This window comes from Nonomuraea dietziae (assembly GCF_014195505.1).
Taxonomy (GTDB): Bacteria; Actinomycetota; Actinomycetes; order Streptosporangiales; family Streptosporangiaceae; genus Nonomuraea; species Nonomuraea roseola.
This window is the reverse complement of the sequence record NZ_JACIBV010000001.1, coordinates 5,357,291-5,381,605: the sequence shown is the minus strand read 5'-3', so window position 1 is coordinate 5,381,605 and position 24,315 is coordinate 5,357,291. Positions and strand designations below refer to the sequence as shown.

Here is a 24,315-nt window from a genome sequence, read left to right as displayed (position 1 = left end):
AACGTGTCAAAGGAGGTCTGTCATGGTACGGCTACAGCCGTCCGTTTCGTGAGGCAGGCGACAGATTCTCGCCCTTCAACCACGCGGCGATCACCCGCGCGATCCTGGGGCCCGAGGCGCCGTCCCACAGGACGGGCAGCTCTCCCGCCGGGGTCGAGGCCCCGTCGGCCAGCGCCTTGGAGGCGGCGGCGGGAAGCGCGGCCGGTGTCACGAGCCGGTTGGTGCCGTGGGTGACCGTGATGGGCCGCTCGGTGTTCGGCCTGACCGTGAGGCACGGCACGCCGAGCATGGTGGTCTCCTCCTGCACGCCGCCCGAGTCGGTGACGACCAGCGCGGCGCCCTTCACCAGGGAGAGGAAGTCGACGTAGCCGAGCGGGTCGACGACCTTGACGCCCGGCCCGTCCACGAGGCCGGCCGCGGCCAGGCGGGCGCGCCCACGGGGGTGGATCGGTACCACCAGCGGGATCTGACGGGAGACCTCGAGGACCGCGGAGACCAGCTCGGCGGCGGCCTCGGGCGTGTCGACGTTCGCGGGGCGGTGCAGCGTGGCCACGCCATAGCGAGCGGGTATGCCCTCGAGCCTGGAGGAGTCGAGCGAGGGCAGCGCGGCGAAGAGGCTGTCGATCATCGGGTTGCCGACGAGGTGCATCTTGGCGGCGGGCACGCCCTCGGTCGCCAGGTAGGACAGCGCCTCCGGCGAGGTGGCGAAGAGCAGGTCCGACAGCGAGTCGGTGACGATCCTGTTGATCTCCTCCGGCATGCCGCGGTCGAAGGAGCGCAGGCCGGCCTCGACGTGGGCGGTCGGGATGCCGAGCTTGGCGCAGACGAGGATGGCCGCCAGCGTGGAGTTGACGTCGCCGTAGACGACCACGAGGTCGGGCTCCTGCGCCTCGACGACCTCCTCGAGCCCCACGAGCAGGGCCGCGGTCTGCTTGGCGTGCGTCCCCGATCCGACTCCGAGGTTGGCCACCGGCTCGGGCAGTCCGAGGTCGGCGAAGAAGACGTCGGACATCAGCGCGTCGTAGTGCTGGCCGGTGTGGATGATGCCCTGCCGCACGCCCAGTTCGTCGAGGCCGCGCACCACGGGGGCGGCCTTCACGAAGTTGGGACGGGCGCCGAGGACATGGAGGACCAGGGGGTTCTCCCTCATCTACCTCGCCTTTCATAGCGGAAGGGGAAAAACGTTGCCTATGGTACGGTCACCGCGTGGTATCCGACGCCAGACCAAAGGTTTCCGCCAAGTCGGCAAGGGCCGGAGTCGGTGGACTTCTCAAGGGCTTCATCCAGCACCCCATCATCGTTTCCCGCGTCGTCGCGGCGAAGGTGAAATCCGACCCCGTCAGGGTCGCGCAGGCAGCGGCGGACGCTCTTCCGCCGAGGCTGCGTCCCGTCGTGGGCAGGGTCGCCTGGCCGGCCGCCCGCAAGGTGCGCCGCGCCGTGCGCAAGGTCAGCATGCGGGTGGTCAAGGCCCCGTGGAACGATGCGAAGGCGTACTGGAACGCGGGCAGGGTGAGCGAGGCGGCCGAGGCACTGGAGCCGCACACCAAATACCCGTTCGTGAAGCGCAGGGCCGCCTACTACCGAGGCGAGCTGGCCGCGATCAGCCCTGAGCCGATCCCGCCGGGCCCCAAGGTGGCGATCGGCGAGCGGGTGGCCGGCCGCGTGCTGCACGTGGTGACCAACGCCCTGCCGTACACGCAGGCGGGTTACACGGTGCGCACGCACAGGATCGTGACCGCGCAGAAGGCGAAGGGGCTCGACCCACACGTCGTGACCAGCTGGGGCTGGCCGATGCTGCAGGGTCACGTGGACGCCGGGCCCTTCGAGGAGCTCGAGGGCATTCCCTACCACCGGCTGCTGCCCGACGGACAGCAGGAGATGCCGTTCGAGACGCGTGGACGGATCATCCTGGGCGCCGAGCGCGTCACCGAGCTGGTCGCCACGCTGAAGCCGCAGGTGCTGCACGCGGCCACCGACCACCGCAACGGCTCCATCTCCCACGCCGTGCGCGAGCGCACCGGCACGCCGTTCGTCTACGAGGTGCGCGGCTTCCTGGAGGAGACCTGGGCCTCGCGCGACCCGATCCGCATCGGCAGCGAGCGCCACGTGCTCCAGCGCGAGCGCGAGGCCTTCCTCATGCGCGAGGCGGACGCGGTCGTCACGCTGGCCGAGACCATGGCCCAGGAGATCGTCGAGCGCGGGGTGCCGCGCGAGAAGATCACCCTGGCGCCCAACGCGGTGGACGACTCGCTGCTGACGGCCGACTACGACGGCGAGGCGTTCAGGCGCGCCTACGGCATCGAGCCCGGCGAGATCGTCGTGGGCTCGGTGTCCAGCATCGTGGCCTACGAGGGCTTCGCGACCCTGCTCAGGGCCGCCGCGCTGACCCGTGGGGTCAGGGTCCTCATCGTCGGCGACGGCACCGAGAGGGAGAACCTCCTCGCGCTGGTCGAGGAGCTCGGGCTGAAGTCGGCGATCCTGCCGGGCAGGGTCGGCCCCGAGGAGGCCCTGCAGGCACAGTCGGCTATCGACATCTTCGCCTGCCCGCGTGAGGATCTGCGCGTTTGCCGACTCGTTACGCCATTGAAACCCGTCGAGGCCATGGCTCTCGGAAAGCCCGTCGTGCTCAGCGATCTGCCCGCTCTCTCCGAGCTCGTCGGCTCCGACGGCGCGGGTCTGCTCGTCCCGCCCGGCGATCCCGAGGCGCTCGCCAAGGCGCTGGCCGACCTGCGGGACGACCCCGCCAGGCGCGTTGAGATGGGTGAGGCAGGACGGGCTGAAGTGGCGGCCAAGCGCACGTGGAGTCGCGTGGCGGAGACCTACCGTGGCCTTTACCAGTCCATTGCCGACCGATGACCTACGAGATAGCTGTCTGTTCTGACGGGTTCAGTCGCATTAGGCGTGAGCTAGGTGGACTTGAGATAACCTTTGCGACCATGAAGTGTTCTAAGGCGATGTCGTGACGGATTTCGACCTGGCGGTAATCGGCCTGGGTTACGTCGGCATGCCGCTGGCCAAGGAGGCCGTGGCGGCTGGTCTGCGGGTCGTCGGCGTCGACGTCGACCCCCGCAAGGTCGACGCGCTCAACGCCGGTCAGTCCTACATCGACGACCTGACCGACGCCGACCTCGAGCACATGCTGGCCAACGGCTTCAGCGCGACGCTCGAGGAGTCGGTGCTGGCCACCTGCGACACGATCGTCATCTGCGTGCCGACCCCGCTGGACGAGGACCACCGTCCCGACCTGTCCGCGGTCGAGGGCGCCACCAAGGCCGTCGCGCGCAACCTGACAAAGGGCACGCTCGTCGTCCTGGAGTCGACCACGTACCCGGGCACCACCGACGAAGTGGCCAGGCCGCTGCTGGAGGGCTCGGGTCTCACGGCCGGGGTCGATTTCCAGCTCGCCTTCTCGCCCGAGCGCATCGACCCAGGTAACCCCAAGTACGGCCTGCGCAACACCCCCAAGGTCGTCGGCGGCTTCACCACCGCCTGCCGCGACAGGGCCACCGCCTTCTACGGCCAGTTCATCGAGCAGGTCGTGCCCGTCAGCGGCACCCGCGAGGCCGAGATGGCCAAGCTGCTCGAGAACACCTACCGGCACGTCAACATCGCCCTCGTCAACGAGATGGCGATCTTCTGCGACGAGCTCGGCGTGGACCTCTGGGAGGCCATCGAGGCCGCGGCGACCAAGCCGTTCGGCTTCCAGAAGTTCCTTCCCGGCCCTGGCGTCGGCGGGCACTGCATCCCCGTCGACCCCGGCTACCTGTCCTACACCGTTCGCAAGCTCGGCTACCCGTTCAGATTCGTCGAGCTGGCGCAGGAGATCAACGAGCGGATGCCGTCGTACGTGGTCAACCGCGTGCAGCGCCTGCTCAACCGGCACAGGAAGGCCGTGAACGGCTCGAAGGTGGTGCTGCTCGGCGTCACCTACAAGCCCGACATCGCCGACGAGCGCGAGACCCCCGCCCTGCCCGTGGCCCGTGCGCTGCTGGAGCTGGGCGCGGAGCTCTCGTTCGTGGACCCGCACGTCAAGCAGTGGTCGGTGGACGGCACTTCGGTGCCGCGTGAGGAGGATCTCGCCGAGGCCGTGTCGAACGCGGACGTGACGCTGCTGCTGCAGCAGCACGCGGCGTTCGACCTCGACCTGGTCGAGGACAAGGCCAGGCTCGTGCTGGACACCCGAGGCGTGCTCGCCGAGGGTGAACGCGTCGAGCGGCTGTAGCGACAGGGGGCTGCGCGCAGTGCACGTGCTCGTCATGACGGTGGTGCATAACCCCGAGGACGCCCGGATCCTGCACCGGCAGATCCGCGCCCTCGTGGATGCCGGTCATGAGGTCACGTACGCGGCGTCCTTCTCCGCCCACGGCGTGGTCGCAAGGCCGTGGGTCAACGGCGTCGACCTGCCGAGGGCGGCGCAGCGCAAGAGGATGAGGGCCGTGTGGGCGGCCCGCAAGGTCTTCAAGCGCATGCGCGACAAGGTCGACCTGGTGCTCATCCACGACCCCGAGCTGCTGTTCGCGATCTGGGGCGTACGCCGCAGGCCGCCGGTGGTCTGGGACGTGCACGAGGACACCCCTGCGACGCTCTCGCTCAAGCCGTGGCTGCCTTCGCTGCTGCGTCCGCCCGTGCGCTTCCTGGCCCGCATGCTGGAGGGCACGGCCGAGCGCCACCTGCACCTGCTGCTGGCCGAGACCGCCTACGCGGGCAGGTTCAAGCACGCCCACCTCATCGTGCCGAACGAGACGTGGGTGCCCGACTCGGTCACGCCGCCCGGCGACGACAGGGTGGTCTACCTCGGCTGGCTCTCCCGGGCGCGCGGCGTCCAGGAGGCGATCGAGGTCGGCAGGCTGCTGCAGCCGTACAGGGTGGCGGTGGAGCTGATCGGCTACGCCGACCCGCAGTCGCGGCCCGCGCTCAACCAGGCGGTGGCCGAGGGCGTGCTCGAGTGGCGCGACTTCATGCCGAACGACGAGGCGCTGAAGCGGCTCGACGGCGCTCTTGCGGGGCTGTCGCTGCTGCACGACGAGCCCAACTACCGGCACTCCATGCCCACGAAGATCGTGGAGTACATGGCGCACGGCATTCCGGTGATCACCACTCCCTCGCCTCGCGCGGTCGAGCTGGTCGAGCGGTACGAGAGCGGCATCGTCGTGGCCTGGGAGGACCCCAAGGCCGTGGCGCAGGCCGTCCTGTCGCTGCGCGACGAGCAGAGGGAGCGGCACGCGATGGGCGCCCGCGGCTACGCGGCGGCCCGCGCCAACCACCACTGGCCGAACTCGGCCCGGAGGTTCGTCTCGCAGTTGGAGTCCTGGGCGGGCGTCAAGAAGTAGTGGTTTATCCGCGGCAGATCACTAGGGCGGTAGGTTCCTGAACGTGCGCTGGCTCACCGTGCTCCTGGGGGCGGCGATCCTGGCCGCCATCGCGGCCGTGGTCGTGGTCCTGCCCGACAACAGGCCGACCGCGGTCGACACGCCGTCCACGCCGTCGGCCTCGCAGGCCAAGAGCCTGCCCCAGCCGACGACCAAGGAGTACACCGACGACTGCGGCACCTTCGAGCTGCAGGGCGTCAAGAAGTACGCGATCACCGGCTACTGGATCACGCCGTCGAGCAACCCGTGCACGTGGCGCCACCAGCTGGAGGAGATCCACCAGGCCGGTGGCGACACCGTCATCAGGATCGGCTACGGCCTGCAGTACCGCACGGTCACCGACGGCCGGATCCTGACCAAGGATGGTGAGGTCGATCCCCGCTACACCGACTGCGAGGACTGCTGGAACCAGGCCGAGCAGGACTTGAAGGCGGCCAACCCCGGCAACAGGATCGGCCGCACCTACGTCTACAGGACCGACGAGCACTTCGGCCCCGGCCTCTTCCGCTGTCCGGGGATGGAACGCACCATCGAGGCGGGCAAGCGCGTCTACTACCGGCTGATCACCGCGCCCGACGGTTCCGACGACTCCACCTGTGACTTCTCCGGCAAGGCCGGCACCTACGACCTGATCCTCATCGCCGCGGCCGCCGAGGACAGCCTCGAGAAGCTGCTGGAGCTGGGCGACACGTTCGGTGTGCAGGTCTTCCCCTCGCTGCCGGTGGCCCCTCGTGACCCGAAGGCGAGCACGAGGGCCAACCCCGAGCACCTCGGCACGCTGACCACGCTGACCCGCAGGCTCATGCAGGACTACGGCGCGCGCTTCAAGGACAGGGCCTCGCTCGGCGGCTTCTACCAGCCGTTCGAGCTGCAGATGGGCGCCACGCTGGTCAACAACCCGACCCTGCAGGTCTACGCCGAGCAGCACGACATCGTGGAGCAGGAGCTGCCGGGCAAGCCCATCCTGGTCAGCCCCTACCTGGACGCCCGTAAGCGGGTGCCCTTCGGCCAGACGCCCAAGCAGGTCGCCGAGGGCTTCAGGGCGCTGGCGAAATCCGGGGTCGGCATCATCGCGCCCCAGGACAGCAGGGGCACCGGCAAGGTCGGCCTGTTCTGGCCCGACCAGCGCGACGACGAGGTGGACAAGCGGCTGCAGCCGCTCGTCGGCGTGACCACGTACGGCACGGCCTACCATGGCTCGACCCGCGACTACTACCGGGAGATGAGCGTCGTCCGCGACCAGCTCGTGGACGAGGGCTACGAGGTCGAGCTCTGGGCCAACGTCGAGTCCTTCGAGCCCTCGGCCACCCAGCCCTGCCAGCCACAGGGCTCCAGGGGCAAGACGGACAAAGCGCGCTTGGACGCCGCGATCGCCATGACCGGGCGCTACGTCCAGAAGGTCGTCAGTTACATGTGGAGCGACTTCTTCACCTGCGGCGAGCCCGCGTTGAAGGATGAGGTCGCGGGTGACGTCGACAGGCCGATCGCGGTGGACGCGATCAGGACCAGCTCGGCCGGCCAGGACGGCATCGAGGTTCGCGGTTACCACCTCGACAGCGGCACGATCACGCTGAACTGGCCCGGCGGCTCGTCGGAACTGCCGATCACGGTCTCCGACGTCCCCAACGAGGCGATGGCCGAGGGCATCGTGACGGCGTGGGTGCCCTTCGACTGGTCGCAGGTGCCGTACGGGGTCTGGGTGAAGGTGGGGGTGCGCTCACCGGCGGGCAAGGAGGCGACGGAGCCGCTGCACGTTCGCGTCAGCGTGTAACGTGCCTGACATGGTCCCCAGCGTCCCGGTCAGCGTGGACCTCGTCGTGCTCACCGTCCGTTGCCAGGCGCTCTCGGCTCTGGTGTGGCGGCGCGACAACCCCCCGTTCCTTCGCAGGTGGTCGCTGTCGGGCGGCTTCATCCAGCTCGACGAGGACCTGCCTGACGCCGCCCGCCGCATCCTCGCCGAACGCGCGGGCCTGCCGGGCGCGCCCGTCCACCTGGAGCAGCTGCAGACCTACGGCTACCCCGACCGCGACCCTCGCCAGAGGGTCCTGTCGGTCGCCTACCTCGGCCTCGCGCCCGACCTGCCCGCCTCGGAGAAGGCGCACATGGCGTGGGTGCCGGTCGCCGAGCTGACGGTGATGGCCTTCGACCATCGGCGCATCATGATGGACGGGGTGGAGCGGGCGCGGGCCAAGCTGGAGTACACCCCGCTGGGGGCGGCCTTCTGCCCGCCCGAGTTCACGGTCGCCGACCTGCGCCGCGTCTACGAGATCGTCTGGGGCCGCGCCCTCGACCCGCGGAACTTCCACCGCAAGGTCACCAAGGCCGAGGGTTTTCTCGTCGAGACCGGCGGGACCACCACCCGCGACGGCGGCCGCCCGGCCAAGCTCTACCGCAGGGGCCCGGCCGAACTCCTTCATCCCCCCATGCTGAGGTCGCTCAAGGAGTGATCGCTGAGGGCGTGGTCGGGCAGGCAGCGTGGGGTGCCGTGCAGTTCGTCGACGACCACCCTGCCCGCGACGCCGAAGACCTCGGCCAGCAGCGCGGGCGTCATCACCTCGCGCGGGTCGCCGTCGGCCCACACGACGCCTTCGCGCAGCGCGACGACGCGTTCGGCGAAGCGGGCGGCGTGGTCGAGCTCGTGCAGCACGCTCACCACGGTGAGGTCGCGGGCCTGCCTCAGCTCTCTCACCAGCGTGAGCACCTCCAGCTGGTGGCGCACGTCCAGGTGCGCGGCGGGCTCGTCGAGCAGCAGCACGCGGGTGTTCTGGGCGACGGCCAGCGCCAGCCTCACCCGCTGGCGCTCCCCGCCCGACAGCGTGTCGAGCACGCGGTCGGCCAGGTGCGCGACGCCGGTCAGGGCGAGCGCCTCGTCGGTCTCGCTTGTGGAGGCCTCCCAGAGCATGCCGAGCGGGCCACGGTGCGCGTAGCCGCCCTGGCGGACCAGCTGCCGGACGGTCAGACCGGGCACGGGCGGCAGGGTCTGGTGGAGGACCGCCATCCTGCGGGCGACCTGGCGGCGCGACAGCGACCTGAGCGGGTCGCCGTCGAGCATGATGGAGCCCGACGAGGGGGTGAGCAGCCCGGCCACCAGCCTGAGCAGGGTGCTCTTTCCGCAGCCGTTCATGCCGACGAGCGCGACGAACTCGCCCTGTTCCACGGTCAGTGAGACGCCGTTCAGGACGGGCTGCGAGCCGTACGAGAAGTGGAGTGAGTCGATGGCGATGCTCATGCGGGCTCCTTGCGCGCGATGTAGACGAGGACGGCGGCGCCGGCCAGCGCGGTGACCACGCCCGTCGGCAGGCCGAGGCGCTGGGTGCCGGCCAGCGCCCGCCCCGCGAACTGGGCGAGCGCGTCAGCGCCCGCCAGCGTGAGGCCGCCGAGCAGGGTGGCGGTGAGGACCCCGCCACGCAGCCGCCGTACGGCATGCGGCACCACGAGCCCGACGAACGCGATCGCCCCCGCCAGCGAGGCCGCCCCGGCGGTCAGCGCGATGGCCACGGTCAAGGCGACGGCCCGTCCCGCGACGGGTGGCAGGCCGAGCGAGGCGGCGTGGTCGTCGCCGGGCGACAGCACGGCGAGCACCGCCGAGCTGAGCCACGCCAGCGCGATCCAGCCGGCGATCCACCACCACGCGACCGAGAGGTGCTCCCACACGCGGCCCTCGACCGAGCCGATCAGCCAGCGCAGCGCGTTGCCGAACCTGCCGGGCTGGTAGGCCAGCAGCATGGTGGTGAAGCCGGCCAGCAGCGCCGAGCCGAGCAGACCGTACACGACGAGGTTGGCGGTGTCGCGCATCGAGGCGAAGGCGGCTCCGCCGAGCGCGCCGCCGACCACGGCGGCCAGGAGAGCGCCCACGGCCGAGTCGGCGGGCACCACCCCGAGGGTCAGCGCGGCGAGGACGCCGAGCACCGCGCCGGGGTTGACGCCGGTGAACTCGGGCGCGGCCATGGGGTTGCGGAGCACGGCCTGCAGGACGTATCCGGCGACGCCGAGCGCCGCCCCCGCCAGCAGGGCGGTCAGCAGGCGCGGCACTCCGAGCTCCCACAGGATGCGCTGGTTGAGCGCCCCGGTGAGCGGGCGTCCTGGAGCCAGCACGTGGGCCGCCGCGACGACGGGCAGCAGTGCGATCCAGGCCGCGCCCCGCACGGCGCCCCACCGATGGGTCGCCTTCACGCGCGCCACCTCCACGCCACCAGCAGTACGCCCGCCACGGCCGTCCACGCGCCCAGTGGCGTCTCCACCGGCGCGAACGCCAGGCGGGCCGCCAGGTCGGCGGCCAGCGTGACGACCGCGCCGAGCGCCGCGGCCCACAGCAGCCAGCCGCGCGCGTCGGAGCGCGGACGCAGCCGCCTGGCCAGCAGCGGCGCCACGAACCCGACCCAGGCCAGCGGCCCGCAGGGGCCGGTGACGCTGCCGATCAGCAGCGCGGCCACCGCCAGCACGCCGAGCCTGGCCAGGTTCGCCCTCGCGCCGAGCGCGGCGGCGGCCTCGTCGCCGAGGCGCAGCAGTCCGAGAGCGGGCAGGCACAGCAGCACGAGGGGGACGGCCGCGGCGAACCACGGCAGGATCCGTCCCGCCTGCTCCCACATCACACCGGTGAGGCTGCCGACGAGGTAGCGGAAGAGCATGTCGTACTGCAGGCGGTCGGCCGTCGACATCACCGCGAGCAGCAGCGCCTGGATGGCGGTCGACACCGCCGCGCCGATGAGCAGCACCGCGCCCGCGCTCCTGCCGGTTCTCGCCACCGCGAGTGTGACCACCCCGCCGAGCGCCGCTCCGGCCAGACCCACCACCGGGTACAGCGTGAACGGCACGGGCAGCGCCCACACCACGCAGACACCCACCGCGAGAGAGGCGCCCGTCGAGACCCCGATCATCTCCGGTACGGCCAGCGGGTTGCGCAGCGACTCCTGCAGCAGCAGCCCCGCGACCCCGATGGCGGCGCCGCCCAGCAGGGCGACCAGCGTCCTCGGCACCCGCAGCTCCCACAGCACGACCTGTTCCAGCTCGCTGAGCCCCCGCAGGGGCGAGACGAGCGGGGTGCCGAGACAGAGCCCGGCGGCCACGAGCGCCACGAGCGCGAAGGGGACCGCCAACCGGGCGTGCGTCACCCCGCCGCCTTGGCCAGCGCCTCTTCGAGGATGAGGCCGAACGCCCTCGTACCCCTGCCCGAGGCCCACAGCTCGGGCTGGACCTCGAAGACCTTGCCCGAGGCAACGGCGGGCACCTGCTTCCACACCGGGTTGTTCCTGTAGGTGTCGGTCACCGTCCTGGCGTCGGGGCCGAAGGTGAACGACTGGATGAAGATGATCTGCGGCGCCTTGGCGAGGATCTCCTCGATGCTGTAGGCCTGCGCGGTCTCGAACCCGCCGCCCTTGCTGGGCCACGGGTAGGAGAAGAAGCCGGAGAGGAAGTCGCCGAGCACGTCGTCGGTGGTGTTGACGCCGATGGAGGTCCCGCCGTACATCGCCAGGGCGGGCTTGTCCTTCAGCCCCGCGGCCTCGGCGCGGGCGCGGCCCTGTTCGACCTTGGCCCTGAAGCGCTGTTCGGCGGAGGCCTGCTCGGCGCCCCTGCCGGTGAGCGCGGCCATGGCGCGCAGGTAGCCGATGGACTCCTCGTAGCTCTTGACCTCCACCAGCCACAGCGGGGCGAACTTCTCCACCGCGGCCCTGAGCTGGTCGTGGACTCCTGCCAGGCCGATCACCAGATCGGGGCGCGCCTCGGCGATCTCAGCGACGTCCTCACCGCCGAAGCCGCCGGGGATCACGGGAACCTTGGCGCCCTGCGCGCCCAGGTAGTCGGGCCGCGACAGCAGTTTGGGCGTGGCCGTGGCGGTGGGGGTGAGGCCCAGCTCCACCAGCATGTCGTCGCAGAGGCCCGTGAGGCAGACGACGCGCTCGGGCTTCCGCTCGAGCTTCACCGTCCTGCCGTGCGGGTCGGTGATCGACAGGGCGGGGCTGACGGGGCCTGCCGACGCGGCGGGGGCCGCCTGTGGCGCGGGCGGCGGCTGCTGTCCACAGCCTGCCGCGAGAGCCAGCGCGACGAGGAAGAGCGCACAGCGGCGCATTGCACCTCCACTGAAAATGGTTACCATTTGCGATGACTTTACCGGAGGAGTCGTTTGAGATGATTCATCGCCGTCTGTTCCATCTGGCGGGCAGCGTGAAGGGCCCGATCGCCGCATGCGTGGCGTTGGGGCTCCTGGTGTCGGGGGCCTACGTCGCGCAGGCGTTGCTCCTGGCCGCCGCCCTTGCCGCGCTGGTCGCGGGCGAACCCGTGCTCCCGCTGCTGGCGTGGGCCTTCGCGGTCATCGCGGCGCGCGGCGCGTTGCTGTGGGCCAGGGAGCTGGTCACCGTACGGGCGGGGGCGCTCGTCAGGGCGAGGCTGAGGGACCGGCTGGTCGGACGGCTGGCCGAGCTGGGCCCCGCGCACCTGGCGGGCACGCGTACGGGACAGGTGCAGACGACGCTGGTCGACGGCGTCGAGGGGCTCGACCCCTACTTCAGCCGCTACCTGCCCCAGGTCGCGGTGACCTTCTGCGTGCCGGTCGCGCTGGTCGGCTGGCTGTTCACGGTCGAGCCGAGGGCCGCCGCCGTGCTGGGAGCGGCGGTGGCGGGCGTGCTGACCATCCCCAGGCTGTGGGACGCGACGCTGCTGCGCAGGGGACGCGCCCGATGGACCGCCTTCTCCGAGCTGGCCGCCGACTACCTGGAGGCCATGCAGGGGATGGCGACGCTGCGCGCGTTCGGCGCCGTCCACAGGCTGGGGACGAGGCTCGCGGACCGCGCCCACTCCCTCTACCTGACCACCATGCGCCAGCTGCGGATCTCCCTGGTCGAGACGGGCATCAGCGCCTTTCTTGTCCAGGCGGGCACGGTCGGGGCGATTCTCGTCGGAGGGGAGAGCCTGTTCCTGATCCTGCTCGTCTCCGTCGAGTGCTTCAGGCCGGTCAGGCAGCTGTCGGAGGCCTGGCACGCGGGCTATCTCGGCATCACGGCCGTGGACGGCATCGAGCGCCTGCTGCGGGCGCGACCCGCCGTACCCGACGAAGGTGACAGGGCGTTCCCCTCCTCACCCGAGATCAGGTTCGAGGGGGTGGGGTTCACCTATCCGGACGCGCCGAGGCCGGCGGTGAGCGAGGTGTCGTTCACCGTGAAGGAGGGGCAGACACTCGCGCTGGTCGGCCCGTCGGGGGCGGGCAAGTCCACGCTCGCCGCGCTCCTCCAGCGCCACCACGATCCCTCGGAGGGACGGATCACGATCGGCGGCGTCGACCTGCGCGACCTGTCCCTCGACGCGCTCAGGAGCGGCATCGCCGTCGTCGCGCAGGACACCTACCTCTTCCACGGCACCATCGCCGACAACCTCCGCCTCGCCAGGCCGCAGGCCACGGACGACGACCTGGTCGACGCCGCCCGCAGAGCGGGAGCGCACGACTTCGTCAGCGCCCTGCCCGACGGGTACGGCACGCGGCTCGGCGAGCGCGGCGCCACACTCTCCGGCGGCCAGCGCCAGCGTCTGGCCATCGCCCGCGCCCTGCTGACCGACGCGCCCATCCTCGTCCTCGACGAGGCCACCTCCCACGTCGACCTCCACACCGAGCAGGCCATGAACCTCGTACGGCAGGGCCGCACCTGCCTCGTCATCGCCCACCGCCTGGCCACGGTGCGCGACGCCGACCAGACCATCACGATCGACGAAGGCACCATCACCGAAGGCAGGGCCGCGTGAACCCCTCGATCCGCTGGCTGGCGGGGGCCGTGGGCGGCCACCGCACGGCCTTCCTGTCCACCCTCGCCGCCAATCTGACCAGCCAGCTCGCCCTCTGGGGCATCGCCCTCACCTGCGCGTGGCTGGTAGGCCACGGTTCACTGACGGCCGGCGTGCCGGCGGCGCTGGTCCTGCTCGCCACCGCGGCCGCCTGGTGGGAGAGCTACGTGGCACACGACCTGGCCTACCTCGTGCTGGCGCGGCTGCGCGGGCAGGCGTACGAGGCGATCGCCCGCATCGCCCCCGCCAGGCTGCTCGGCCGCCGCAGCGGCGACCTGTCCGCGGTCGTGCTGTCGGACATCGAGACACTCGAATGGCTCTTCGCCCACACCCTCGCCCAGCTCATCACCTCCTTCGTGGTGCTGACGGCGGGCACCGTCGCGGCCTTCCTGATCAACCCGTGGCTGCCGCTCGTCACGCTGCCGCTGGCCTGCCTCGTCCTGACGGTCCCGCTGTGGCTGCGGCGCTTCTCCTCGCGGCACGGCTCGGCCATGCGCGCCGCCACCGCCGACCTGCACGCCGACGTGGTGGACACCGTCCAGGGGCTGCGCGAGATCCTCGCCTTCGGCGCCGTGGACCGCCGCCGCGCGCTGCTGGCGGACAAGACCAGGCGACTGGCCCGAGCGCAGACGGCCAACGCCGCGCGCGGCGGGCTCGAAGCGGCTCTCACCGACGTGCTGCTCTCCACGGCGGCCGCAGCCTCCCTGGCCGTCGTCGCCCTCACCGTGAGCTCGCCCGCCGACGCCCCCCTCGCCATGGTCCTCGCGGCGGGCTCGCTCGCCCCCGCCGCGCAGGTGGCGCTGCTGCTCAAGGAGTACGGCTCGCTGCGCGCCTCAGCCGACAGGGTCCACACCCTGGTCACCGCCCCCGCGAACGTCACCCCCTCACGGGAGGTCAGGGCCGAGCCTGGCGACGTGGTCTTCGAGGACGTCCACTTCCGCTACACGCCCGAAGGTCCCGAGGTGCTGAAGGGTGTCTCCTTCACCATTCCTCAGGGCAGGACCGTGGCGCTGGTCGGTCCCTCGGGCGCGGGCAAGTCCACCTGCGTCTCCCTGCTCCTGCGCTACTGGGACCCCGACGCGGGGCGCATCACGATCGGCGGCGTCCCGCTGGCCCAGGCGTCCTCGCTGGTGACGGTCGTGCCGCAGGACGTGCACCTGTTCGCGGGCACCGTGGCCGACAACGTCAGGCTCGGCGCGCCCTCGGCCGACGTCGAGGGACCGCTGGCCACCGCGCAGCTGCCCATCGACCCCCGCACCGTCGTCGGCGAGCGGGGCGTCGCCCTCTCGGGCGGGCAGCGGGCCAGGGTCGCCATCGCCCGCGCGCTGGCCACCGAGGCGCCCGTGCTCGTCCTGGACGAGGCCGTGGCCAACCTCGACACCTCGACAGAGGAGCGCCTCGCCTCCGCGCTGGAGGTCGCGGCGGCCGGCCGTACGACCTTGGTCATCGCGCACAGACCGGCCACGATCAGGCGCGCGGACCACGTCGTGGTCCTCGACGACGGCAGGGTGGTGGCCCAGGGCACGTTCGCGGAGGTGTCTCACTGGCTCGAGTGAACGCGGGCCGGGGCCGACGAGACCGTCCACGGCCGCTCCGGAGAGGGATGTGCGGCAGTTGTAAGGTATGGGCGCATGGGACGTGGAGCGGCATGAGCCCTGATCTCACGGCGGAGCGGGGCGGCCCCGACGAGGGGCACGTGGCGCCACCCGTTCCTTCGTGGCAGGCGCCCGGCGACACCGAACGCGGCCTGTACGAGGCCAAGACGCGTGGTGACTGGGCCGCGTATTTCGACGTCCTGGCCGCCGCCGACCTCTATCACCCGATGTCGCGCGCCAGGGCCGACGCCAGGCCCGGCTGGGTCAGCTACACGACCACGTACTGGGGCCCTGGGCCTCGCGCCAGGTGTCTCGCGTTCTTCACCGACGGGATGCTCCCCGCGCCCGTGCCCGACCCGGTCTTCTTCGAGGTCGACCTGGACCAGCTCGTCAAGGACTGGCCTCAGGAGGACCCGTGGCTGGCGATCAATCCCGGTAGCCCCTGCGAGGCGTTCTTCCCCGCCACAGCCGCCCACCGCCAGGTGTGGCGCCGGCACGCCGATCGGACGCCCCACCCCCGCCGGAACCAGCTGCGCACGCTGTGGGCAGGGGGCCCGCTGCACGGCCCCGTGGCCCACGGCCTCGCCTGCGGGGCCCTTCTCTGCGTGAGCAACGCCTCTCTCTGGAACGCGATGGGCTGGCACGGCACCGGCTACGTCCGCGAGCGGAAACGCCTCAGGGAGTGGTGGGACATCACCAGCCGAGAAGAGTGGCTGAGCGCGGAGGAGGCGCTGCTCGGCGGCCGGATGAGCAGCCCTTTCTGGGGGCTCGTGCTGGGCATCCGCAGCGCCCTCGCCCGTGACTTCGGCGGCATGGTCGAGGTGGACCACTGGCGCCAGGTGACCTCGCGGGTCATCCGCAGCCGCGCCGTGGCGCAGGAGATCACTCCCGAGGTCGCCCACCGCAGCGACTCCGAGACCGAGGCCCAGGTCGCAGGGGCGCAACGGCTCATCGGGCGGATCACACGATACGAGGCGCGCTTCCGCGCGGACGGGCTGCTCGCCGACGGCCGCTTCGTCCACACGGTGGAGGCGTGGGACTACGGGCGCGCCTCGAAGATGGCCCGCTGGGGACTGGGGGCCCGCTTCTGCGACGTGGCGGAGGCCGAACAGGCGGTCCTGCGGGCCGGACGGGTCAGCCGGATCAACTACCGCTCATGGGAGGACTTCTCGGCCGCCTACATCCTGGGACGCTGCCTCCACTTCGACGAGGAGGAGTTCGGCGACTGGTACGGCGACATGCTCAACGCGCACAGAATCCTCATGACCGACCCGAACAGTCCCTGGCTCAACATCCCCTTCAAATGACGTTCTACGGCAGCTGAGGGTCGGCGATCACGAAGTCGGCCAGTTCGGGCGCCGAGGAGGGATCTCCCGTGCGGAGGAGGAACGTCCCTCCTCGTGTCAGTGGATCCCACCCCCGCTGGATGGCGCGTTCGATGACCGTGCGAACGTCACGCGGTGTCGGATAAGACGTGTCCGTCGCGCAGTAGCCCCATGGCCCGCCCTCATAGGTGGACACCAGGTCGGCCTGAAGCGCCTGTCCGTTCTTACCGCTGCCCCAGACCCGCAACCGGACGAAGCGACGGCAGTCATCGGAGTGGACGGTGTGGCCGATCCGAGCGGTCCATACGTAGGTGCGGCCGTCGATCCGCAAGGCCCGCAGTCTGGTCTTCACCATGCCTCCCTGAAGATCGCCAGGATAGCCGGTGGATGACGTGCCCGCGATCAGATAACTGGTACGGCTCACCTCGAGGTCAACCAGCGACAGGACGCCGCCGCCGGCCCAGCTCGACAACCACGTCACGGCCGCCGGCCGAGTGGCTCGCCTTGGGGGTCATGTAGGAGGCCCGTCTTCGGCTGCCCGCGAGGACAGGGATGGGCGTAACGGGTAGGCCATACCATGCTGCTGCCCGTCACCACGCTCGCGCAGGCCACGATCATCTCCGACCCCGACCCCGAGAACCTGATGTGGTTGTACGGGTTCAGGGCCTGCGAGGTCGCCGACCTGACCGGGCACCGGCGGCCGAGGTGCTCGGGTGGGAGCGGTCGGAAGTCTGCTGTTCGTGCCGCCGACTAGCATGGGGCCATGCCTCGTTTCCGCGCGATTCTTGACACTATGCCCCCCTACAAGGCGGGTAAGGCCGTGGTGAGCGCCGACGGCCGGTCGTACAAGCTCTCCTCCAACGAGACGCCCTACGACCCGCTGCCGTCGGTCGTCGAGGCGATCGCCGAGGGCGCGAGGCAGATCAACCGCTACCCAGACCCCGCCGCCGTCAGGCTGACCGAGTCGATCGCGGCCAGGTTCGGGGTGCCGCCCGAGCATGTGGCGCTGGGCGCGGGCTCCGTCACTGTCGCCCAGCAGCTCTTCGAGACGATCGGCGAGCCGGGCGCCGAGGTCATCTACGCGTGGCGCTCCTTCGAGGCCTACCCGCTGCTGGCCGACCTGGCGGGCGTGACCTCGGTGCGGGTGCCGCTGGTCGAGGAGAACCACGACCTGGACGCGATGGCGGCGGCCGTCACCGACCGCACCCGCATGATCTTCGTCTGCAACCCGAACAACCCCACGGGCACCTCGATCCGCAGGGCCGCGCTCGAGGCCTTCCTCGACAGGGTGCCCTCCGACGTGCTCGTGGTGCTGGACGAGGCCTACAGGGAGTACGTCCGCGACGCCGACGTCCCCGACGGGCTCGAGCTCTACCGCGACAGGCCGAACGTCTGCGTCCTGCGCACCTTCTCCAAGGCGTACGGCCTGGCGGGGCTGCGTGTGGGCTACCTGGTCGGGCACGAGCCCGTGGCCTCGGCGGTCCGCAAGACGATCATCCCGTTCGCCGTGAACCACCTGGCCCAGCTGGCCGCCGTCGCCTCGCTGGAGGCGGAGGCCGAGCTGCTCGAGCGGGTGGACACGGTCGTGAAGGAGCGCACCAGGGTCCGCGAGGCGCTCATCGCGCAGGGCTGGACGGTGCCGCCGACCGAGGCGAACTTCGTCTGGCTCAGGCTGGGGGAGCGCACGCTCGACTTCGCCGCCGCCTGCGCGGTGGAGGGGGTGGCGGTGCGGCCGTTCGCCGGTGAGGGCGCACGGATCTCGATCGGCACCCCCGAGGCCAACGACGCCTTCCTCAAGGCGGCCGCCGACTTCCGCGCCTAGCCGTCCCGTGCCTCACGGGGAGGGTCGCTGACGCTCCCCGTGAGGCAGGAGAGAACCTCACTCCCAGCGCAGCAGGCGCGACAGGGTGATGAGGTGGGAGGCGTTGGTCCCGGTGAAGTTCGTGTACTTGGTGGACGCCAGCGTCCACACCTGCCGGTCGAACTCGGTCAGCTCCAGCCACGAGTGCAGGAAGTAGTCGACCCCGTTGGCCGCCCACGTCCCGTCGACGTACAGGCTGAAGGCGGGCGCGGTCGTCGACCCGTTCCACATCTTGCTCTTGAGCGTGTTCTTGAAGGCCGTCATGTCGGTCCCGGTGAACACCTGCCCGCGCCGGTAGAACTCCACGAAGGCCGACAGGTCCACGTTCGCGTGTGACAGGTCCTCCTTCTTGGTGGTGTATGTCCCGTAGTTCCAGACGTACGCCCCGCCCGAGTTGGTCAGGTTGGCCTTGGCCCACTGCCCGACCTTCACGGCTCGCGACAGGTAGGTCGCGTCGCCGTTGACCACGTTCAGGACCAGCAGCAGGTTGGCGAAGCCCAGCGGCATGTTGAACGGCAGGTCGTTGGCCGTTCCCGTATGGCTGAAGGTGTCGATGTTGGGCGGCTGCCTCCACGTGGTGCCGTTCCAGGTGTTGCCCAGGTAGGCGCTCTGCTCCCAGCGGGGGACGACCTCGGTTTCGAGGAAGGCGCGGTAGGTCCCCGCCTTGGCCGCGTACGCCGACAGGGCGGGGGTCTTCGCGACCAGCCGGACGAACTCCGCGATCGGGATGCCGATCATGGCGTCGTGCACCATGTAGGGGAAGATCCCGCTCAGCTTCACGTCGTCGAAGGACGCTGAGCCGCTGACCGTGTACGACGCGTGCTCCAGCCAGACCGTCAGCGTGGGCCCACCTGTGGGTAGCGTGCAGGTGGTCTGCTTGAACGTCCAGGTGGTGGTCGTGTAGTCGAGCGAGCAGATCGTCGCCGAGCCGTTGCGCAGCACGACGCGTCCCGTCACCGAGCCGCTCTTCTTGCCCCAGCCGCGAAGCAGGTATCGCGACCCGCCCTCGTAGGCGCTGTTGACGTTCTGCCTGAGCTTCTTCCACCTGGTCAGGTCGGAGACGACCCGCACGGACTGGGTGCCCGTGCCGCCGCCTGGCGTGTCCGTGGTCCTGTGGACGTGGCTGCCGGTGTCCTGGAACCTGGTCCAGGACGCGGGGAGCGTGGCGTCGCCGGTCGTCGCGCTCTCGAAGCTCGGGTTGGCCAGCTCGACCGGCGAGTACTGCGCGGTGCTCCAGCCGTGGAAGCCGTCGCCGTCGAGGTCGTCGGCGTTGCCGATGACCGTGTCGGCGTGGGTGACGACCTTGTCGAGCCAGGAGGTGTCCTGCGTGACGGCGTAGGCGTCGAGGTAGCTGCGCATGATGTAGCTCTCGCCCCACGCCAGGTTCGCACTGTTGGGGTCGGTGTAGACGGCGTGCCCGATCTGCGCCTCGAGCGCCTTGTACTTCGTCAGCCACACGCTCTCTGCCGCGGCGGGAGAGGGGGCGGGGGTCGCCGTCAGCACCAGCGCGGCCGCCGTGATCAGCTTGAGTAACATCAGGCCCCCCTGCGCGCGTGCCAGTTGAGGTAGGCGACGCAGCCCAGGTAGGAGCCGAGCTGCGGCTGCACCGCGCGCGCCTCGTAGATCGAGCGCGCGTGCGTGAACACCGCCTCGTCCCACTGGGCCACCGCCATCCACCGCGGCGCCTGCAGGTACTGCCCCGCGCTGGTGGTGCTGCCCGTGCCGTTGACACGCTGGTAGGCGGTGGGATGGCCGTCGGCGCCCGTGGGAGCGATCAGGTTCCTGCTGTAGGTGCGGGCGAAGCGGGCCATGTCCTCGCCCTTGTAGAACAGGTGGTTGCGGAAGGCGGCCGCGGCGAACTCCACGTCGATCGCGCCGTGGCTGAGGTCCTCGACGCCGCGTCCCGGGTTGCTCGACGGGGTGTACTCGGAGACGCCGTCGGTCTTGGCGAAGCCGTTGTGGACCTTGCCGAACGTCGGCCAGTACGTCCAGACGTAGGCGTCGTCGGCGTCCACCTGCAGCTCCCTGGCGAACGTGCGCGCCATCCGCTGCGTCCTGTCCCTGTAGAAGGGGTCGCCCGTGGCCGCGGCCAGCTCGGCGTAGGTCTGGCCAAGCGCCAGGCTCTGGTTGGTGGGCTGCTCGGTGCCGTCGTTGCCGAGCGGGGTGCCCTTGTTCCACACGAAGTAGCCGTGGCCGTCCTCGGTCTGGCGCCACTCGTCGTCGTGGACCGCCGCCGCGTCCCGCGCCGCCTTCAGGTACTCCACCGCCTTGTGCCGGTACTTCGGTACGGCCAGCAGTTTCGGGGACCTGAAGACGATCTTCGCGAACGACGCCATCGGGTAGGTGATCATCCCGGTGTGCACGGTGAAGACCACGGGCTGCGAGGTGAAGGGCGTCGCCCCCAGGACGGGCATCGCTCCGGCCTCGGGCGAGGGCCTGAGCTCCTTCGCCGTGACCAGCGTCGGCGTCGGATAGGCGTCGAAGATCCTGCGCACCGCGTAGTCGGCAGCCGCGGGGTCGAGCGACAGGTCGGGGAAGGTGGCCACCAGGTTGGTCCTGTGGTTCTTCACCTCCAGGGTGAAGCGGCCCTCGGAGCTGCCCGCCCGTACGGTGGCCACCGCGTTGTCGGCGTAGGTCAGCGCGGTGCGCACCTCCAGCAGCGGCGTGCCGTCCGCGCTCTTCAGCGTGACGATGCCCGCCGTGTAGGGCGCCATGGCCCGCCAGGCGGGCAGCGACAGCCCCCTGTGGTCCTTGACCGCGCGCACCGAGTCGCGGTTGGCCAGCACCAGGTCGATGTTGGCGATGAGCCTGTCGAGGTAGTGGGGGTCCTTGTAGGCCTCGTACATCCTGATGAAGCCGAGCAGGACGTACGACTGGCCCCACGCGAGGCCGCCGTGCTCGTTGGTGTCGGTCGGCTGGCCGCCGTTGCCGCTCTCGTGGAAGAGCTTGTCGAACAGGTCGAAGGTCTCGCGCGAGGTGTAGTCGTACCCCGCCGAGGCGTGGGCCGTGCCTGCGAAGGACCCGAGGGCGCCCATGGCCAGGGCGCCGAGGGTGAACTGCCTGCGGGACAACTGCATGGATGTGCCTCCGGGGGGCTAGGAGCGCCTGGCGAACCAGTTGAGGTAGGCGACACAGAGCAGGCTGGAGCCCATCTGCGACTCGACGGCGTGGTCGTCGTAGACCTGCCGCGCGTGGGTGAAGAGGGCGGGCTCCCACGGGGCGACCGGCATGAACCTGGGCGCCTGGAGGTACTGCCCCGCGGGGGCGAGCCCGCCGCCGCCGTCGACGTAGAGGAAGGTCGTGGCCACGCCGTTGTCGGTGGTGGCCAGGTTCCTGGTGTAGGTACGGGCGAGGCGGACCATGTCGTGTCCTCGGAAGGCCAGGCCCCAGCGGTGCGCGACGGCGGCGAACTCCACGTCGATGCCCGCGTGGCTGAGGTCTTCGCGCTGCTGCGCGCCGACGGGCGGCCTGCCGTACGACGGGGTCCATTCGGAGACGTCGTCGGCCTGCGTGTAGCCGGTGTACATCTTCCCGGACGTGGGCCAGTACGGCCAGACGTAGGCGTCGCTGGCGTCGGCGGTCAGGTCGCGCGCGAAGGCGGCGGCCAGGCGCCTGGTGCGGTCGCGATAGACCTGCTCGCCCGTCGCCGCGGCCAGTTCGGCGTAGGTCAGGCCCAGGCCGAGCGTCTGGTTGTGGGGCTGCTCGGTGCCGTCGTAGGGGACGGGCATGTGCTTGGGCCAGACGAAGTAGCCGCCGTCCCTCCATTCGCGTTCGTGAACGGCGACCGCCTGCCTGACGGCGGTGAGGTACTCGGCGGCCTTGGCCCGGTAGCGGGGGTCGGCGCGCAGGCGGGGGCTGTGGTGCACGAGCCTGACGAAGGAGGCCATCGGGTAGGTGATCATGCCGGTGTGCACGGAGAAGAGCACCGGCGCGGCGGCCAGTTGGAAGGTGCCGGGTGCCGGGGCCGAGCCGCCCGAGAGGTCCTTGACCGTCACCATGTTCGGCGAGGGGTAGGCGGCGAGGACGCGCCGCACGGCGTAGTCGGGGCTGGTCTGGTCCATCGTCAGGTCGGTGAAGGTGGAGACCCGTTTCTTCCTTGGGTTGTTCACCACGAGGGTGAAGCGGCCCTCCGCGCTGACCGCCGTGACGGTCGCCACGGCGTCACTGACGTTGGTGAGGGCGCTGCGCACCTCCAGCACCGGCCGCCCGTCGGCGCCGAGCAGGGTCACGCCGCCCGCCGAGTAGCTGGTGTTGCGCCAGGACGGCAGGGACAGGCCGCGGTAGTCGCTCACCCCTCGCACCGAGTCGCGGCCGGCGAGCACCAGGTCGATGTTGGTGATGAGCCTGTCGAGGTAGTGGGGGTCCTTGTAGGCCTCGTACATCCTGACGAAGGCGGCCAGCACGTACGACTGGCCCCAGCCCAGCGCGCCCAGCTCGTTGGTGTGGCTGGGCTGGCCGGTGGCCCCACTGTCGTGGAAGGCCCTGTCGAACAGGTCGAAGGTCTCGCGTGAGGTGTAGTCGTAGCCTGCCGCGCCGGTGAAGCCGAGCGCGCCCATGGCCAGCGTGCCCAAGCCGAACTGCCGTCGAGTCAACATCGGTCAACCTTTCACTGCGCCTCGCATGCCTTCGAGGACGTGGCGTTGCATGATCATGAAAACGACGACCACCGGGATGATCGAGATGATCGTTCCTGCGGCGAGCGTGCGGACGTCGGTGCCGGTGATCCCCGCCAGGTAGGCGATCCCGAGCGCGATCGGGTACTTCGCCGAGTCCTTCAGCACCACCAGGGGCCAGATGAAGCTGTTCCAGACGGAGATGAAGCCGAAGATGCCGAGGATCGCCAGCGTCGGCCTGGCGGCAGGCAGCATGACGTGCCAGAAGATGCGCAGCTCGTGGCAGCCGTCGGTGCGGGCGGCGTCCACGATCTCGCGCGGCACCCCTGCGAACGTCTGGCGGAGCAGGAAGATCCCGAAGGCCGACAGCAGTCCGGGAAGGATCACTCCCGCGAACGTGTCGGCCATCCCGAGCTGCGAGACCACGAGGAAGCGGGGGATCAGCATGACCTCGCCAGGCAGGAACATCGTCGACAGGATCGCCAGGAAGATGAGGTTCCTGCCGCGGAAGCGCAGCCGCGCCAGCGGGTAGGCGCACAGCGCGGAGACCAGGACGTAGAACGGCACCGTCGCGCCGACGTAGATGACCGAGTTGAGCAGGTAGCGCGGGTAGGGGATCGCCGTCCACGCCTCCTTCACCCAGTCCAGCACCGGCGGGCGGGGGATGATGTCGGGAGGGAAGGAGAAGACCGCCTGGCCGGACGGCTTCAGCCCCGCCGACAGCAGGATCAGGAACGGACCGACGAAGACCAGCGCGATCGCGGTCAGCAGGACGTACATGCCCGCGCGTCTCATGATCTCCCCTTGGTGATGCGGTAGTTGAGCATCGCCATCGCGATCATCACGACCCACAGCACGAGTCCGACCGCGCTGGCGTAGCCCATGGCGTAGTGCTCGAACCCCGCCGACCAGATGTAGTAGCCGAGCGTCAGCGTCGCGTCCTGCGGGCCGCCTCTGGTCATCACGTAGACCGAGGTGAAGGCCTGCATGGCGTCGAGCATCTCCATCGTGATCGCGACCGCGATGTAGGGGATCATGAGCGGCACGGTGATGCGCCACAGCCGCTGCCACGCCGACGCGCCGTCGACCCTGGCCGCCTCGTAGAGCGAGCTGTCGATCGTCTGCAGGCCGGCCAGATAGATCATCATGTAGAAGCCCATGCTCTTCCAGCCCTCGACCAGGATGAGCGCGGGCAGCGCCCAGAACGGGTCGAGCAGGTACTGGATGGGCTGGTCGAGCAGTCCTGCCCCGGTGAGGATCCAGTTGAGCACGCCCTGCTGGTGGAAGACGTACTCCCAGGCCACCGCCACCGCGACCATCGAGGTCACCACCGGCAGGTAGTAGAGCATCCTGAACGTCCTGATCCCCGGCAGCTTCTGGTTCACCAGGACGGCCAGCAACAGCGGCGCCACCACCAGAAGGGGGAAGAGCCCGATCAGGAACAGCACGGAGTTGAGCGTGGCGGTCCAGAACGTGGAGTCGCCGACCATCTTGACGAAGTTGTCCAGGCCCACGAACTCGGGCGGGGACACCACGTCGTACTCCATGAAGGAGAGCTGGATCGCGGTCAGGGCAGGCCAGACGAAGAACACCCCGAACAGCGCCAGCGCGGGCAGCGCGAACAGGTAGGGGGTGTACCACCGCTGTCCTGGCATATGAGTCCTAAAGTCCGTATAACGGCGGCCGGAATTTTGTGCAGCGTAAGCGGAGCCGGGAAGGCCGTCAACACCTTCTTCGGCGGAGCCCCAGCCCAGCAGCGCGCTCATCCGATCGGTGAGGAGG

Annotated in this window: 21 protein-coding genes; 10 read left to right on the top strand and 11 right to left on the bottom strand. The window is 70.4% G+C overall.

The annotated features are described in order from the left end of the window. Window positions 1-31 precede the first annotated feature (31 nt). A complete protein-coding gene (gene wecB, locus FHR33_RS25610; protein WP_183652595.1) occupies window positions 32-1,150 on the bottom strand; it encodes a non-hydrolyzing UDP-N-acetylglucosamine 2-epimerase in 1,119 nt (372 codons plus the stop codon). Window positions 1,151-1,206: 56 nt separating this feature from the next. Between wecB and FHR33_RS25605 the strand changes: the two genes are divergently transcribed. The 5 genes from FHR33_RS25605 to FHR33_RS25585 all read left to right on the top strand — a co-directional run bounded on the left by FHR33_RS25605 (window position 1,207) and on the right by FHR33_RS25585 (window position 7,816). Next, window positions 1,207-2,856: a glycosyltransferase family 4 protein gene (locus FHR33_RS25605; protein WP_312895718.1), complete on the top strand. Its 1,650-nt coding sequence runs from the start codon at window positions 1,207-1,209 to the stop codon at window positions 2,854-2,856. Window positions 2,857-2,959: 103 nt separating this feature from the next. Beyond that, complete coding sequence (locus tag FHR33_RS25600) at window positions 2,960-4,222, top strand: nucleotide sugar dehydrogenase (RefSeq protein WP_183652592.1); 1,263 nt, start codon at window positions 2,960-2,962, stop codon at window positions 4,220-4,222. 19 nt (window positions 4,223-4,241) lie between these two features. Further along, complete coding sequence (locus tag FHR33_RS25595; RefSeq protein WP_183652582.1) at window positions 4,242-5,330, top strand: glycosyltransferase; 1,089 nt, start codon at window positions 4,242-4,244, stop codon at window positions 5,328-5,330. Window positions 5,331-5,373: 43 nt separating this feature from the next. After that, complete coding sequence (locus FHR33_RS25590; protein ID WP_183652580.1) at window positions 5,374-7,140, top strand: DUF4434 domain-containing protein; 1,767 nt, start codon at window positions 5,374-5,376, stop codon at window positions 7,138-7,140. Between the two features lie 10 nt (window positions 7,141-7,150). Beyond that, window positions 7,151-7,816: an NUDIX hydrolase gene (locus FHR33_RS25585; protein ID WP_183652576.1), complete on the top strand. Its 666-nt coding sequence runs from the start codon at window positions 7,151-7,153 to the stop codon at window positions 7,814-7,816. On the opposite strand, the gene FHR33_RS25580 is transcribed toward FHR33_RS25585, so the two are convergent. Genes FHR33_RS25580 through FHR33_RS49210 form a run of 4 tightly spaced genes read right to left on the bottom strand, consistent with a single transcriptional unit; the run spans window position 7,783 to window position 11,436 of the window. Next, the gene (locus FHR33_RS25580) at window positions 7,783-8,598 is read right to left on the bottom strand and encodes an ABC transporter ATP-binding protein (RefSeq protein WP_183652573.1); all 816 of its coding nucleotides are present in this window, start codon (window positions 8,596-8,598) and stop codon (window positions 7,783-7,785) included. The two genes, FHR33_RS25585 and FHR33_RS25580, sit on opposite strands and share 34 nt — an antisense overlap. Further along, window positions 8,595-9,542 (bottom strand): FecCD family ABC transporter permease, encoded by a 948-nt coding sequence (locus FHR33_RS25575; RefSeq protein WP_183652571.1) that lies wholly within the window; start codon window positions 9,540-9,542, stop codon window positions 8,595-8,597. Before FHR33_RS25575 ends, FHR33_RS25580 begins: the two co-directional genes overlap by 4 nt. Beyond that, window positions 9,539-10,480, bottom strand: coding sequence for a FecCD family ABC transporter permease (locus FHR33_RS25570; RefSeq protein WP_221241242.1), 942 nt, complete (start codon window positions 10,478-10,480; stop codon window positions 9,539-9,541). The genes FHR33_RS25575 and FHR33_RS25570 overlap by 4 nt, the downstream gene beginning before the upstream one ends. Beyond that, a complete protein-coding gene (locus FHR33_RS49210) occupies window positions 10,477-11,436 on the bottom strand; it encodes an ABC transporter substrate-binding protein (protein WP_221241241.1) in 960 nt (319 codons plus the stop codon). Before FHR33_RS49210 ends, FHR33_RS25570 begins: the two co-directional genes overlap by 4 nt. Window positions 11,437-11,495: 59 nt before the next feature. Between FHR33_RS49210 and FHR33_RS25565 the strand changes: the two genes are divergently transcribed. The 3 genes from FHR33_RS25565 (at window position 11,496) to FHR33_RS25555 (ending at window position 16,041) form a co-directional block, all read left to right on the top strand. Continuing rightward, the gene (locus tag FHR33_RS25565; RefSeq protein WP_183652565.1) at window positions 11,496-13,100 is read left to right on the top strand and encodes an ABC transporter ATP-binding protein/permease; all 1,605 of its coding nucleotides are present in this window, start codon (window positions 11,496-11,498) and stop codon (window positions 13,098-13,100) included. Continuing rightward, window positions 13,097-14,695, top strand: coding sequence for an ABC transporter ATP-binding protein (locus tag FHR33_RS25560; protein WP_183652563.1), 1,599 nt, complete (start codon window positions 13,097-13,099; stop codon window positions 14,693-14,695). Before FHR33_RS25565 ends, FHR33_RS25560 begins: the two co-directional genes overlap by 4 nt. Window positions 14,696-14,787: 92 nt before the next feature. Then, the gene (locus FHR33_RS25555) at window positions 14,788-16,041 is read left to right on the top strand and encodes a DUF1266 domain-containing protein (protein ID WP_183652560.1); all 1,254 of its coding nucleotides are present in this window, start codon (window positions 14,788-14,790) and stop codon (window positions 16,039-16,041) included. Window positions 16,042-16,045: 4 nt separating this feature from the next. Here FHR33_RS25555 and FHR33_RS25550 read toward each other — a convergent pair whose 3' ends face one another. Next, a complete protein-coding gene (locus tag FHR33_RS25550) occupies window positions 16,046-16,414 on the bottom strand; it encodes an integrase (RefSeq protein WP_183652557.1) in 369 nt (122 codons plus the stop codon). 222 nt (window positions 16,415-16,636) lie between these two features. Between FHR33_RS25550 and FHR33_RS25545 the strand changes: the two genes are divergently transcribed. Together FHR33_RS25545 and hisC are read left to right on the top strand one after the other, a co-directional pair. Beyond that, window positions 16,637-16,813, top strand: coding sequence for a hypothetical protein (locus FHR33_RS25545; protein WP_183652554.1), 177 nt, complete (start codon window positions 16,637-16,639; stop codon window positions 16,811-16,813). 9 nt (window positions 16,814-16,822) lie between these two features. Continuing rightward, window positions 16,823-17,881 (top strand): histidinol-phosphate transaminase, encoded by a 1,059-nt coding sequence (hisC, locus tag FHR33_RS25540; protein ID WP_183652551.1) that lies wholly within the window; start codon window positions 16,823-16,825, stop codon window positions 17,879-17,881. Between the two features lie 57 nt (window positions 17,882-17,938). Here hisC and FHR33_RS25535 read toward each other — a convergent pair whose 3' ends face one another. Genes FHR33_RS25535 through FHR33_RS25515 form a run of 5 tightly spaced genes read right to left on the bottom strand, consistent with a single transcriptional unit; the run spans window position 17,939 to window position 24,188 of the window. Then, window positions 17,939-19,456: a hypothetical protein gene (locus tag FHR33_RS25535; protein ID WP_183652548.1), complete on the bottom strand. Its 1,518-nt coding sequence runs from the start codon at window positions 19,454-19,456 to the stop codon at window positions 17,939-17,941. Next, a complete protein-coding gene (locus FHR33_RS25530; RefSeq protein ID WP_183652545.1) occupies window positions 19,456-20,997 on the bottom strand; it encodes a hypothetical protein in 1,542 nt (513 codons plus the stop codon). Before FHR33_RS25530 ends, FHR33_RS25535 begins: the two co-directional genes overlap by 1 nt. A gap of 18 nt (window positions 20,998-21,015) precedes the next feature. Then, the gene (locus FHR33_RS25525; protein ID WP_183652542.1) at window positions 21,016-22,515 is read right to left on the bottom strand and encodes a hypothetical protein; all 1,500 of its coding nucleotides are present in this window, start codon (window positions 22,513-22,515) and stop codon (window positions 21,016-21,018) included. A 3-nt stretch (window positions 22,516-22,518) separates the two neighbouring features. After that, window positions 22,519-23,328 (bottom strand): carbohydrate ABC transporter permease, encoded by an 810-nt coding sequence (locus FHR33_RS25520; protein WP_183652539.1) that lies wholly within the window; start codon window positions 23,326-23,328, stop codon window positions 22,519-22,521. Continuing rightward, window positions 23,325-24,188, bottom strand: coding sequence for a carbohydrate ABC transporter permease (locus FHR33_RS25515; RefSeq protein WP_183652536.1), 864 nt, complete (start codon window positions 24,186-24,188; stop codon window positions 23,325-23,327). Before FHR33_RS25515 ends, FHR33_RS25520 begins: the two co-directional genes overlap by 4 nt. Between the last annotated feature and the right edge of the window lie 127 nt (window positions 24,189-24,315).

Bases quoted from the DNA above. Each gene is read 5' to 3' on its own strand.
- FHR33_RS25555 (WP_183652560.1), top strand. From the start codon at position 14,788: ATGAGCCCTGATCTCACGGCGGAGCGGGGCGGCCCCGACGAGGGGCAC.
- wecB (WP_183652595.1), bottom strand. From the start codon at position 1,150: ATGAGGGAGAACCCCCTGGTCCTCCATGTCCTCGGCGCCCGTCCCAAC.
- FHR33_RS25565 (WP_183652565.1), top strand. From the start codon at position 11,496: ATGATTCATCGCCGTCTGTTCCATCTGGCGGGCAGCGTGAAGGGCCCG.
- FHR33_RS25520 (WP_183652539.1), bottom strand. From the start codon at position 23,328: ATGAGACGCGCGGGCATGTACGTCCTGCTGACCGCGATCGCGCTGGTC.
- FHR33_RS25530 (WP_183652545.1), bottom strand. From the start codon at position 20,997: ATGCAGTTGTCCCGCAGGCAGTTCACCCTCGGCGCCCTGGCCATGGGC.
- FHR33_RS25525 (WP_183652542.1), bottom strand. From the start codon at position 22,515: ATGTTGACTCGACGGCAGTTCGGCTTGGGCACGCTGGCCATGGGCGCG.
- FHR33_RS25545 (WP_183652554.1), top strand. From the start codon at position 16,637: ATGCTGCTGCCCGTCACCACGCTCGCGCAGGCCACGATCATCTCCGAC.
- FHR33_RS25580 (WP_183652573.1), bottom strand. From the start codon at position 8,598: ATGAGCATCGCCATCGACTCACTCCACTTCTCGTACGGCTCGCAGCCC.
- FHR33_RS49210 (WP_221241241.1), bottom strand. From the start codon at position 11,436: ATGCGCCGCTGTGCGCTCTTCCTCGTCGCGCTGGCTCTCGCGGCAGGC.
- FHR33_RS25550 (WP_183652557.1), bottom strand. From the start codon at position 16,414: ATGGTGAAGACCAGACTGCGGGCCTTGCGGATCGACGGCCGCACCTAC.
- FHR33_RS25535 (WP_183652548.1), bottom strand. From the start codon at position 19,456: ATGTTACTCAAGCTGATCACGGCGGCCGCGCTGGTGCTGACGGCGACC.
- hisC (WP_183652551.1), top strand. From the start codon at position 16,823: ATGCCTCGTTTCCGCGCGATTCTTGACACTATGCCCCCCTACAAGGCG.
- FHR33_RS25515 (WP_183652536.1), bottom strand. From the start codon at position 24,188: ATGCCAGGACAGCGGTGGTACACCCCCTACCTGTTCGCGCTGCCCGCG.
- FHR33_RS25585 (WP_183652576.1), top strand. From the start codon at position 7,151: ATGGTCCCCAGCGTCCCGGTCAGCGTGGACCTCGTCGTGCTCACCGTC.